Here is a 12028-nt window from a genome sequence, read left to right on the forward strand (position 1 = left end):
CTGCACCACGGCTTGTTCGAACCCGCCACTGGCTTCCAGCACGATCCGCTCGCAGTCCACCCCAGCCAGCCGTTGGGCCAGCGCACGCTGCCCCTGTGGCGTATTGGGCTGGGTCCAGGCCTGCTCGTCCGGCAGGACATGAATGACCAGCTCGGCCTTGGATACATCGATCCCGACATGGCGCCGCATAGACGTTCTCCGCAGTAGACTCATGGACGAGAGCGCTCCTGCCGATGCCCATGCTTGTGGAGTTCGAGCTCGTCACTCGGGCAACTGTTCGGGCTTGTCAGGCAGGAGAACCGGAGTGCGGCGGCGCTGACTCCTACTCGTGCTTGCTGGCACTGCGGCTAAACGGCCTGCCGCACTCCGCTCTCACCTACAACGATAGACCCTTATTTGACACAAGCGGCTTACGCCTCGACAGGCATCACCAATCATGTGTGTCGCGGCTGAAGCCGCTCCTATAGATCTTCTCGGCCGATAGACAAACTTCAATCAACAGCAGTAGCAACAGCAAAAGCTCTAAAGGCTTTCGCCCTGACGGGCGAGTTACTTTTCTTTGCTCGCGCAAAGAAAAGGTAACCAAAAGAAAGCGCGCCCTGCCTCGCGCCCTCCGCGCTGCGCGCTCCGGGTCCGCGTCCATCACGGGGATCCGCGGAAGGGGCTTGGCTGCTTCGCAGCCAAGTCCGGGGCAGTCGCCTCACGGCGCCAGCCCGCCCGCCGGGGCGAAGCAGTGCTTCGCCTTTTTCCGGCGAGCCCTGCCCTGCCGCGGACGGCGTACATCCATGTACGCCGCCCTTCGGGTATTTCCCCGCGATGGCCGCCGCTTCGGAAGGGAACCCGGTAAATCAAAAGCCAGGGCAACAGCCAAAGCCAAAGCCAAAGCCAAAGCCAAACAACAGCTAATGCCAAGCAACAGCCAAAGCAACGGCAACGGCAACGGCAACGGCAACGGTTTCGATGCTGCACGCCTTGCGTAGGAGCGGCTCCAGCCGCAACAAGCGACGCCGGCCAACGAGGACATCGATCACCTCTCCGGCTCGTTCACCAACTACCTAGACGCCGAAACACACCTTCAGCTCGTCCAAGCACAGCCAGATGGCGCCGCGCGCCGTTACGCCAGCGCCGCGTCGATCGCCGCGCGCAGGCGCGGATCCTCGGCGGTAACGTCCGGAGCGAAGCGCGCGCGGACCTGGCCGTCCCGGCCGACCAGGAACTTCTCGAAATTCCACAGCACGCCCGGCGCCGGATTCGGCTCGATGCCGTAACCGGCCAGCTTCTCGCGCATCGGGCCCTCGCCCTCGGTCTGCGGCTGCGCGGCGATCAGCGCGCGGTACAGCGGATGCGTGTCCTCGCCGGTGACCGCGATCTTGGCGAACATCGGGAAGGTCACATCGTAGGTGAGCTGGCAGAACTGCTGGATCTCCTCCTCGCTGCCCGGCTCCTGGCCCTTGAAGTCGTTGGCCGGGAAACCGAGCACTTCCAGGCCGGCGGCCTGCTTCTCGCGGTACAGCGCTTCCAGGCCCGCGTACTGCGCGGTGAGGCCGCACTTGGAGGCGACGTTGACGATCAGCAACACCTTGCCCTCGAACGCGGCGAGGGTGGCCGGCTGGCCATCGATGCGGGTCAGCGGAATGGCGGTCAACGACTCGGACATGGGGCATTACCTCGATCGAAAGAGAGCGCCAGCATAGTCGCTGCCGGCGCAGCATGCGCAGCGCCGTGACCGCGTGACTCAGCGCACCGACAGCTAGCCTGTGCAGGCACGTAACACCCGCTTTTGCTGCGGATCATGTGATCCCGCAGGAGCGGCTTCAGCCGCGACAGCGCGTCCGCAACACCTGCTCGCGACTGCCGCAGAAGAAACAAGAGCCGCCGCTACACATGTGCCTCTCGTCGTGATCGGCAGCGCGCGTATCGGCCAGCGGGCGAGCAGGCGAGCGGCCTGGAGACGACAACGCATCCGCGATGTCGAATCGCATCGACACTGCAGGCAAGACCAGGACACCCGCATGCTGCGCCATCTGTACAGCGCGCGCGTACGAAGCGGCCGCGCTGGCCCGTCCAGGTCGCGGCGCTGCATCCAACATGGCGCGTGCTGGTCGCACGCCATCTCGCGTCGACGTAACCGCCACGGTGCCTTGCCATCCCGACTCGCCGCACCGCCGCCGCGCACCGCAAGCCCTCACTCCCGGTCGTCGCCTGCCGCCTCTTCCGCATCGGCATCGTCCAGCGGCAGCGACAGTTCCAGCAGCGGCGCGGCCTGCGCGTCGGCCAGGGTCTCGACGCCGCGCAGGCGGCGTTCGATGGTGCGGGTCTTGCGGCTGGCCTCGCCCAGGCTCTTGCCGACGGTGCTGATCTGCTTCTCGGCCTTTTCCAGGATGCCGGCGAACTTGCCGAACTCGCTCTTGACCGCCGCCAGCACGCCCCACACCTCGCTGGAGCGCTTTTCGATGGCGAGCGTGCGGAAGCCCATCTGCAGGCTGTTGAGCAGGGCGGTGATCGTGGTCGGCCCGGCGACGACGATGCGGTGCTCGCGCTGCAGCAGGTCGGCCAGGCCGGGGCGGCGCAGGGTCTCGGCGTACAGGCCCTCGGTGGGCAGGAACATCACCGCGAAGTCGGTGGTGTGCGGCGGGGCGATGTACTTGTCGCCGATCGACTTGGCCTGCACCCGGATCGCGCGCTCCAGTTGCACGCCCATCGCCTGCACCAGTTCCGGATCGCCCTGCTCCTGCGCGTCGAGCAGGCGCTCGTAGTCCTCGCGCGGGAACTTGGCGTCGATCGGCAGCCACACCGGCGTGTCCTCGTGGCCGCGGCCGGGCAGGCGCACCGCGAAATCGACCATTTCGTTGCGCTCCGGGCGCACCCGCACGCCGCGCGCGTACTGTTCCTGGGTCAAGGTCTGCTCGAGGATGTTCTCCAGCTGCACCTCGCCCCAGCCGCCGCGGTTCTTGACGTTGCTCAGCACGCGCTTGAGATCGCCGACGCCGGTGGCCAGCTGCTGCATCTCGCCCAGGCCGCGCTGGACCTGCTCGAGCCGTTCGGAGACCAGCTTGAACGAGGCATCCAGGCGCGTGTTGAGGGTGGTCTGCAGCTTTTCGTCGACGGTGCCGCGCATCTGCTCGAGCTTGGCCGCGTTGTCGGCCTGCAGTTCCTTCAGCCGCTCCTCCAGGGTAGCGCGCATCTCGCCCATCCGCTGCTCGTTGCGCTGGACCAGGTCGCTCAGGCGCTGGCCGAGCGTGTCGGCGAAGCGTTGCTGCGCGTCCGCGCCTTCCTGGCGGCCCTTGCGCGCATCCTCGATCAGGGCCTCGCGCAACGCGCCCAGCTGCGCGTCGATGCGCGCGATCAGCTCGGCCTGCTGCTGGCCGAACTGGGCCATGCGTGCGTCCTGCTGCTGGCCGAAGGCGTCGAGCTGGCCGCGGATCTCGACCAGGCGCTGGCTCAGCAACTCGGCCATGCGCTGCTGCGCGGCGCCGGCCTCGACCCGGCCGCGCCGCGCGTCCTCGGTGAGGGCTTCGCGCAGCAGGTCCAGGCGCTGGTCGGTGCGGGTGGACAGATCCGCCAGATTGCGGGCGAAGCCTTCGCTGCGCGCGTCCTGCTGCCGCGCCAGGCTGTCGAGCTGCTCGCGCAGTTCGCCGCGACCGCTGCGCTGCTCCTCGCGCAGGGCCGCCTCCAGCGCGGCGTGGTTGCCCCGCCGCAGCAACACGGCCAGCAACAGGGCGATGACGGCGCACAACAGGCCGGCGAGGATCAGGAAATGGGCATCGTTCTGCATGCGGCCAGTGTAGCCGGCCGCGTCTCAATCGCTGCGCCACGCGCCGGCAGGCGGACCAGACCGGATATACCTTGGTATCGCCGTCATGGCCTCATGCAGGCTGGTGCACACCTGGGCCGCATGCCAAGCTTTGCGCCACCCGCTCCTGGCCCGGCCAGTGTGCGGTACCGCGGCATCCGACCGCGCCAGGCGTCGCGCACCGCGCGATCCGTTCCCCTGATACCGGAGGCGAGCATGGACCCCGATCCGCATCGACGCGGCATCAGCGCCGCATTCCCCCGCCGTTTCCCTCGCCTGGTCGCTGCCCGGCGCTGAGCCGGAAGACGCACGCCGCGCACACGCTGCGACGTCCTTGCCGGCCACACGCCGCAAGGAGGTCGTCATGTTCCTGTTCTCGCTGTTCTCCCGCCGGTTCCGCCTGCAGCGCGGCCTGCAGCGCGCGCTGCGCGCCGCGGTCGCCATGCGCCGCACCGAGGCGCTGCGCCATCTGCTCGCCGCCCATGGCGCCCGCGCCTTCGCCCTGGCCCTGTCCGCGCAGTCGCCGCGGGTGATGGCCGATGCGCTGTCGCTGCTGTCCGTCGCCGACCGCATCCGCGTCCGTGCGCGCTTGCCACATGCGGCACAACGGCGCCTGCACGAGGCCGGGGTGAGCGTTCCGGCCACACACTGGCGGCATGCCGCGCTGGCCTGGTGGCCCGGGGTGCGCTGAGCCGCGCACACCTGCCGCCGCGGTATCGGATGCCATCTTGCCCCGGCATCATGCGCCACCCGCATCCGCTCACTCCTTCCCCGGAGCCGCCATGCTCGCTCCCCCCCACCTACCGGAACGCGCCCTGATGGAAGCACTGCGTCTGTTCAATCTCGGCTCGCTGCTCGACACCCTGGTCAGCCTCACCGCCGCCTTCGTGCTCGGCGCGATCATCGGCTTCGAACGCCAGGTGCGCCAGCGCACCGCCGGGCTGCGCACCAACACCCTGGTCGCGGTCGGCGCGGCGATCTTCGTCTCGCTCGGCGACCGCCTGTTCGAGATCCACGGCGGCACCCAGGGTGCGGTGCAGGTGGTGGCCTACGTGGTCTCGGGTATCGGCTTCCTCGGCGCCGGCGCGATCATGAAGGAAGGCGCCAACGTCACCGGGCTCAACACCGCGGCGACACTATGGGGGTCGGGCGCGGTCGGCGCCTGCGCCGGTGCCGGGCTGGTCGCCGAGGCGGTGCTGGCGGCCATGTTCGTGCTGCTCAGCAATACCCTGCTGCGGCCGATGGTGAACCGCATCAACCGGCATCCGCTGAAGGAATCCTCGCTGGAAGCCACCTACATGTTCTATGCGATCTGCGCGCGCGAGGTGCACGGCGACGTGCGCGAGCGGCTGATCGAACTGCTGGAGGAGGCGCACTACCCGGCGCGCGAGGTCGAGCAGCATCCGTTCGGGCAGAAGGACGTGGAGATCGCCGCCACCCTGTACGCCACCGCGGTGCGTGCCGAGGAACTGGATGCGGTGGTGCAGCGCCTGGAGGGCGAACCGGGTGTACAACAGGCGTTCTGGAACGCCGGCGCCGAAGCCTGAGCCAGTCATGCCTATCCCCGTCACTCCCACGCCACGCCGCCGATGATCGCCTGGTTCAAGCCGCTGCCGCCGCACCGCCGCCTGCTCGGCCTGGCCGCGCTGGGCCTGGCGCTGGGTGCGATCTTCGTCGCCGACACGGTCACCGACTACGCGGTGGCGGCGGCGCTGTTCTACACCGTGGCGATCCTCGGCGCGGTGCGCTTGCTGGCCCCGGCCGGGCTGGGCGTGCTGGCGGGCATCTGCGTGGCGCTGGTCGTGCTCAGCTTCCATCTCACGCATGCCGGGGCCTACCACGTCGGCGTGATCAACTCGGCGATCAGCATCGTGGTGGTGGCGGTGACCGCCTCGATCGCGGTGCGCATGGAGCGCGCCAAGGCCGCCGCGCACGCGGCGCAGGCGCAATTGCTGCGGCTGGCGCGGGTGCGCAGCCTGGGCAGCCTGACCGCCTCGATCGCGCACGAGGTCAACCAGCCGCTGGCGGCCATCGTCACCAGCGGCAACGCCTGCCAGCGCTGGCTCGACCAGCAGCCGCCGAACCTGGACAAGGCGCGCGCGGCGCTGGCGCGCATCCTCGCCGACGCCGAGCGTGCCGGCGAGGTGATCGCGCGGGTGCGCAGCCTGACCCGGGGCGAGGCGCCGCAGCAGCGCGCCTTCGACCTCAATGCCGCGGTGGCCGAGGTACTGGCGCTGTCGCAGGGCGAACTGGAACGCAGCGCGGTCAGCGTGCACACCGAACTGTCGGCGCTGCTGCCGCCGGTGTCGGCCGACCCGGTGCAGATCCAGCAGGTGATCGGCAACCTGCTGCTCAATGCGATCGAGGCGATGGCCGCCACGCCGCCGGCGCAGCGTGCGCTGCGCATCGTCACCGAGCGCGAGGACGCGCGTTCGGTGCGGCTGAGCGTGGCCGACAGCGGCGAAGGCCTGTCCGCGCAGGCACAGGCGCATCTGTTCGATGCGTTCTGGACCACCAAGCAGGGCGGCATCGGCATCGGCCTGAGCATCAGCCGCAGCATCGTCGAGGCCGGCGGCGGGCGCATCTGGGCCGAACCCGGGCGGCCGCGCGGCGCGGTGTTCTGCGTGTGCCTGCCCACCGCCGGCGGAGCCACGCCATGAATGAGGCGACCGCACGCCCGGTGGTGTACCTGATCGACGACGACGCCTCGATCCGCGCCGCGCTGGAAGACCTGTTCGCCTCGGTGGACCTGCAGGTGCACGCCTTCGCCTCGACCCGCGACTTCCTGGCGCATCCGCGCGCCGACGCGCCGAGCTGCCTGGTGCTGGACATCCGCATGCCCGGGCAGAGCGGCATGGACTTCCACCGCAACATGCACGAGGCCGGGCTGGCGCTGCCGACCATCTTCATCACCGGCCACGGCGACATCCCGATGAGCGTGGAAGCGATGAAGAACGGCGCGATCGAGTTCCTGACCAAGCCGTTCCGCGACCAGGACCTGCTCGACGCGATCGGCCAGGGCATCGCCCGCGACCGCGCGCGCCGCGCCGCCGATGCGGCGCAGGCGGAACTGCAGGCGCGCTGGGCGCGGCTCAGCGCCGGCGAACGCGAGGTGGTGGAGCTGGTGGTGCAGGGCCTGTTGAACAAGCAGGTGGCGGCGCGGCTGCAGCTCAGCGAGATCACGGTGAAGGTGCGCCGCGGCAATGCGATGCGCAAGCTGGAGGTCGGCTCGCTGGCCGAGCTGGTAAGGCTGGCGGAGCGGCTGGGGCGGTAGGTCGGTTGCGAGAACCCACGATTGCCGGGCGCGGCGGAACAGGTCCTAACGCACCGGTATTCCGCAGCAGCGGCTTCAGCCGCGACGGGCTTTCCCGATGACGTCCGTCGCGACTAAAGCCGCTGCTACGAGACAGAGAGAGAGCGAGCGGTCTCCGCTCGATAAGGCCGGACTTGCGCCTCGCATCGACCCGCACAAGCGCCGTGCCATACCGCGCCTCAGGCATAGCTTTGCTGCACTGCATTCGGCGACACTGCCGGGCTTGTCACTTCCGCACCCGAGGCCCGCATGTCGTTCCTGTTCCGGCGCAAGTCGCTCGACCTGGTCACCGTCCACGAGGCCGGCCGCCGGCTGGTGCCCTCGCTGAGCTGGCCGCATCTGGTGGCGCTGGGCATCGGCGCGATCGTCGGCACCGGCATCTACACCTTGATCGGCGTCGGCGCACAGCTGGCCGGGCCGGCAGTGCTGGTGTCGTTCGCGGTGGCCGGGGCGATCTGCGCCTGCGCGGCGCTGGCCTACGCGGAGATGGCGACGATGATGCCGGCCGCCGGCAGCGCCTACACCTACAGCTACGTCGCGCTGGGCGAAGCGATCGCCTGGGTGGTGGGCTGGAGCCTGATCCTGGAGTACTCGCTGGTGGTCAGCACGGTGGCGGTGGGCTGGTCCGGCTACTTCGTCGGCTTCCTGCACTGGGCCAGTGCGCAGGCCGGCATGGACCTGAACCTGCCGGCGGCGCTGACCGCGGGGCCGCATGCCGGCGGCATCGTCAACCTGCCGGCGGTGCTGATCACCTTCGCCGTGGCCGGCCTGCTGATGGCCGGCACCAAGGAGAGCGCCACGCTCAACGCGGTGCTGGTGGTGCTGAAGCTGATCGCCCTGGGCATCTTCGTGGCGGTGGCGCTGCCGGCGTTCCAGAGCGCCAACCTGCACCCGTTCATGCCCTACGGTTTCCCCAAGACGGTCGGCGCCGACGGCGTCGCGCACGGGGTCATGGCGGCGGCGGCGATCATCTTCTTCGCCTTCTACGGCTTCGATGCGATTTCCACCGCCGCCGAGGAAACCAAGAATCCCAAGCGCGACCTGGCGATCGGCATCGTCGGTTCGATGATCGGCTGCACCCTGATCTACATCCTGGTGGCGCTGGCCGCGGTCGGCGCGATGCGCTACGACGTGTTCGGCGCCAGCGCCGAGCCGCTGGCGCTGATCCTGCGCGAACTCGGCCACGGCAAGGCGGCGGCGGCGATCGGCGTGGTCGCGGTGATCGCGCTGCCCACCGTGCTGCTGGCCTTCCTGTACGGGCAGAGCCGGATCTTCTTCGTGATGTCGCGCGACGGCCTGCTGCCGCGCGGGCTGTCCAAGGTCAACGCGCGTACCGGCACCCCGGTGGCGACCACGCTGTTCACCGCGGTGCTGGTGGCGGCGCTGGCCGGCGTGGCGCGGCTGGACGAGATCGCCGCGCTGGCCAATGCCGGCACCCTGGCCGCCTTCATCGCCGTGGCCGCGTGCATGCTGGTCCTGCGCCGCCGCGAACCCGGCCGCGCCCGCACCTTCCGCACGCCGCTGGCGTGGCTGGTCGGGCCGCTGGCGATCGGCGGCTGCCTGTACCTGTTCTGGAGCCTGCCGGATACCACGAAGATCTGGTTCGGGCTGTGGAACGCGCTGGGCGTGGTCGCCTACCTGCTGTACGGCCGCCGCAACAGCCTGCTGCAGCGCGCGCCGCAGACGCCGCGATGAGCCCGGCGTTCCAGGCAGCGCTGGCACGGCACATCGGCAGCGCCTACGCCCGCCAGCTGGCGCTGGCCGACGTGCTGGCCGAGCGTCGCTGGCAAATGGACCTGGGCGAAGGCCAGGTGTACTTCGGCGAGGACCTGCAGTTCCCGATTCAATTGCTGGGCACCGCCGCAGAAGCCAGCGCCAGCTGGCTGTGGGCCTGGGCCAACACCGCCAGCAACCTGCCACCGGCCCTGCTGGCCGATGCCAATGCGCTACGTGCGCACGGCGAGCGCGAGGGCATCGCCGAACTGGCCGCGCCGTCCTCGGCGCTGGGCGAGGACGGCGGCCACCAGATCGCCCTGCTCGCCGGTGCCCTGCGCGGGCGCTGCTACTACCGCGCGCCGTACGACGGCGGCGCGCTGTTCTTCCTGCTGGAGGACGTACCGGCCGCGGTCTTCGCGCCGTGCGACGACGCCCGCGTGCTGCGCCTGCTCGGCGAATTGCCGATGCAGTTCGAACTCGACCACCGGGCCATGACCGACGGCTTCCTGGCCGATCAGGGCTATGCCCTGCAGCGCGACGCCGCGCAGACCGTGGCGACGCGCGGCAACACCCGCATCGTCCTGGCATTCGATGCGCAGGCGCGGCTGACCGGCATTCAGGGCCAGCTGGCCCCGGCGCAGGCCGCGGCGGTCACGCCGAAGCCGGCACCGGCCTGGCAGTTCTGGAAGCGCAAGCGTTGAGCGCAGCGGCGGCGTGTCGCACGTGCGCGCCGCCGTGCCCGACGCTTACCACCAACGCAGGCCTTCGAACGGGTTCCAGCTGACGCTGCCCTTGCGCTGGTCCAGGTAGTAGGCGTAGTTGGCGGCCATGCCGACCAGCAGCGAGTAGGCGATGCCCAGGCCGCGGCCGATCGCCTCGGGGAGGAACGCCGCGACCACAGCCAGCGCCAGCCAGATGCCGATCAACCCCAGCGCCTTGCGCCACATGCCGAGGATGAAGAAGTAGATGAAGCCGAAGAACAGGGCGAAGAAGTTCATGTTGATCTTCAACCGTTCCATGAACGGCAGTGCCTTGAACGCGGCCTTGTACTCGGGCGTGGACGGGGCGCCGTAACGGTCGAAGAAGTCGAAGCGGAACTGCCACTTCGGGCTGAGCGGCGCACGTTGCGGGAGATTTGGGGTTTCCATGGCGTTAGAATCCGTGTTGTAAACGTTTTCAGTTTACCTGAACGGGGCAGCGCGCGCCAAATGGGCGCGGCTGCCGCACCAGTTTGGTGCGGGCCTGGAGAGTTGGGATTGGGGATTCGGGATTGGTCGCAGCGGGCGGGCGCCGACGTCAGGCCTGGCTTGGGGACGGGCTTCCCTGCCAGCATTGCGGAGACCGACAGTCGTCGCGTCGGGACTGAAGTCCCTCCCACAGGGCTTGCCTGCACGTGGCGCATCCGCTGCGACATACCCATATGTGGGAGCGGCTTCAGCCGCGACGCGCGGGGCAGCCGCCTCGCGGGGTCTGCGGTAACCACCGGTCATCGGGTCCGGACTGAAATCCCTCCCACAAGGCTTGCCTGCACGTGGCGCATCCGCTGGCGACATACCCACGTGTGGGAGCGGCTTCAGCCGCGACGCGCGAGGCAGCCGCCTCGCGGGGTCCTGCGGTAACCACCGGTCATCGGGTCCGGACTGAAATCCCCCCACAAGGCTTGCCTGCGCGTGGCGCATCCGCTGGCGACATACCCACATGTGGGAGCGGCTTCAGCCGCGACGCGCGGGGCAGCCACCTCGCGGGGCCCTGCGGTAACCACCGGTCATCGGGTCCGGACTGAAATCCCACCCACAAGGCTTGCCTGCGTGTGGCGCATCCGCTGGCGACATACCCACATGTGGGAGCGGCTTCAGCCGCGACGCGCGGGGCAACCGCCTCGCGGGGTCCTGCGGCAATCACCGGTCACCGCGTCGGGACTGAAGTCCCTCCCACACAGGACTCCCAACGCTGCGGCTTGCAGCGCCAAGCCGAGCCGACAGTGAGACCGCTATTGCGCCCGGGAGCCGCCGAGGCGCTGGCCCAGGGCGATCGCCGCGGCCACGTTGCGCGCGGACTGGCGCAGGGCGTCCGCAGCGTCGGCCAGCGCGGCCTCGCGCGTGGACACGCGCTGCACAGCGCCGAACAGCGCGTCGATCCCCTGCGCCTGCAGATCCGCCGCGCCCTCGCCCAGACCGCCGGCGATGGCCAGCACCGGCACGCCGTGGCGCCGGGCGATGCGGGCGAGGCCGACCGGCACCTTGCCCTGCGCACTCTGCCCGTCCAGGCGGCCTTCGCCGGTGACCAGCAGATCGGCGCCGGCCAGGTGCGCTTCCAGCCCCAGCGCCTGCGCGACGATCTCCACGCCCGGCCGCAGCCGCGCGCCGAGGAAGGCGAGCAGGGCCGCGCCGATACCGCCGCCCGCGCCGGCGCCGGGCAGTTGCGCCACTGCCACGCCCAAGGTGCGTTCGATCGCCTCGGCGTAGTGCCGCAACCCGGCATCGAGCTGCGCGACCATCGCCGGCGTGGCGCCCTTCTGCGGCCCGAACACCGCCGAGGCGCCGCTCGGCCCGGTCAGCGGGTTGTCGACATCGCAGGCGACTTCGATCGTGCACTCGCGCAGTCGCGGGTCCAGCCCGTCCAGATCGATGCGCGCCAGCGCGCCCAGCGCCGCGCCGCCGGCGGCCAGGTCGCAGCCGTGCGCGTCCAGCAGGCGCACGCCCAGGGCCTGCGCCATGCCGGCGCCGCCGTCGTTGCTGGCGCTGCCGCCGATGCCGATCAGCAGCCGGCGCGCACCGGCATCCAGCGCGGCCAGGATCAGTTCGCCGACGCCGCGGGTGCCGGTCAGGCATGGATCGCGCTGTTGCGGCGGCACCAGCATCAGCCCGCTGGCCGCGGCCATCTCGATCAGGGCGGTGCCGCCGTCCTTGCTCAGGCCGAACTGCGCGGCGACCGGCGCGCCCAGCGGCCCGGTCACCGTGCAGGCGACCCGGCGCCCACCGCCAGCGGCGACCAGCGCGTCCACCGTGCCCTCGCCGCCGTCGGCGAACGGCAGCAGCACGTACTGCGCGGCCGGGAACACGCTGCGGAAGCCGGCCGCGATCTGCGCGGCCGCCTCCGCCGCGGACAGGCTTTCCTTGAACGCGTCCGGGGCGATGACGATCTTCATGCAGCGGCGGCGTCGATCGCCGGCCGGCGCACCCGGATCAGGCCGTCACGCAGGCATC

At 70.2% G+C, this 12028-nt stretch carries 11 protein-coding genes and 1 pseudogene; 7 read left to right on the forward strand and 5 right to left on the reverse strand.

Annotated features, from left to right (window positions below):
- A pseudogene (locus tag CEK68_RS14195) lies at window positions 1–213 on the reverse strand (IS110 family transposase); the annotation flags it as partial.
- 572 nt (window positions 214–785) lie between these two features.
- Here CEK68_RS14195 and CEK68_RS14200 point away from each other — a divergent pair.
- On the forward strand, window positions 786–980 hold the full coding sequence (locus CEK68_RS14200) for a hypothetical protein (RefSeq protein WP_152239761.1): 195 nt from the start codon (window positions 786–788) through the stop codon (window positions 978–980).
- 134 nt (window positions 981–1114) lie between these two features.
- Here CEK68_RS14200 and CEK68_RS14205 read toward each other — a convergent pair whose 3' ends face one another.
- Both CEK68_RS14205 and rmuC read right to left on the reverse strand, forming a co-directional pair.
- Window positions 1115–1657: a glutathione peroxidase gene (locus CEK68_RS14205; protein ID WP_152239762.1), complete on the reverse strand. Its 543-nt coding sequence runs from the start codon at window positions 1655–1657 to the stop codon at window positions 1115–1117.
- A gap of 528 nt (window positions 1658–2185) precedes the next feature.
- On the reverse strand, window positions 2186–3775 hold the full coding sequence (gene rmuC, locus CEK68_RS14210; protein ID WP_152239763.1) for a DNA recombination protein RmuC: 1590 nt from the start codon (window positions 3773–3775) through the stop codon (window positions 2186–2188).
- Window positions 3776–4157: 382 nt separating this feature from the next.
- Here rmuC and CEK68_RS14215 point away from each other — a divergent pair, with 382 nt between their 5' ends.
- The 6 genes from CEK68_RS14215 (at window position 4158) to CEK68_RS14240 (ending at window position 9523) form a co-directional block, all read left to right on the forward strand.
- Window positions 4158–4484 carry a hypothetical protein gene (locus CEK68_RS14215; RefSeq protein ID WP_152239764.1) on the forward strand — a complete coding sequence of 109 codons (327 nt, stop codon included), beginning with the start codon at window positions 4158–4160 and terminating at the stop codon, window positions 4482–4484.
- A gap of 127 nt (window positions 4485–4611) precedes the next feature.
- Entirely contained in the window at window positions 4612–5340 is a 729-nt protein-coding gene (locus CEK68_RS14220) for an MgtC/SapB family protein (RefSeq protein WP_017912892.1), read from the forward strand.
- Between the two features lie 42 nt (window positions 5341–5382).
- Window positions 5383–6453, forward strand: a complete 1071-nt coding sequence (locus CEK68_RS14225; protein ID WP_152239765.1) for a sensor histidine kinase — start codon at window positions 5383–5385, stop codon at window positions 6451–6453.
- On the forward strand, window positions 6450–7067 hold the full coding sequence (locus tag CEK68_RS14230; protein WP_152180917.1) for a response regulator: 618 nt from the start codon (window positions 6450–6452) through the stop codon (window positions 7065–7067). The genes CEK68_RS14225 and CEK68_RS14230 overlap by 4 nt, the downstream gene beginning before the upstream one ends.
- Before the next feature lie 288 nt (window positions 7068–7355).
- Complete coding sequence (locus tag CEK68_RS14235) at window positions 7356–8801, forward strand: amino acid permease (RefSeq protein WP_152180918.1); 1446 nt, start codon at window positions 7356–7358, stop codon at window positions 8799–8801.
- Window positions 8798–9523 carry a DUF6882 domain-containing protein gene (locus CEK68_RS14240; protein ID WP_152239766.1) on the forward strand — a complete coding sequence of 242 codons (726 nt, stop codon included), beginning with the start codon at window positions 8798–8800 and terminating at the stop codon, window positions 9521–9523. The genes CEK68_RS14235 and CEK68_RS14240 overlap by 4 nt, the downstream gene beginning before the upstream one ends.
- Before the next feature lie 45 nt (window positions 9524–9568).
- Here CEK68_RS14240 and CEK68_RS14245 read toward each other — a convergent pair whose 3' ends face one another.
- Window positions 9569–9970: a DUF2628 domain-containing protein gene (locus CEK68_RS14245; protein WP_017909243.1), complete on the reverse strand. Its 402-nt coding sequence runs from the start codon at window positions 9968–9970 to the stop codon at window positions 9569–9571.
- 842 nt (window positions 9971–10812) lie between these two features.
- Entirely contained in the window at window positions 10813–11970 is a 1158-nt protein-coding gene (locus CEK68_RS14250; RefSeq protein ID WP_152180920.1) for a glycerate kinase, read from the reverse strand.
- Between the last annotated feature and the right edge of the window lie 58 nt (window positions 11971–12028).

This window comes from Xanthomonas sp. LMG 12461 (assembly GCF_009192935.1).
Taxonomy (GTDB): Bacteria; Pseudomonadota; Gammaproteobacteria; order Xanthomonadales; family Xanthomonadaceae; genus Xanthomonas_A; species Xanthomonas_A sontii.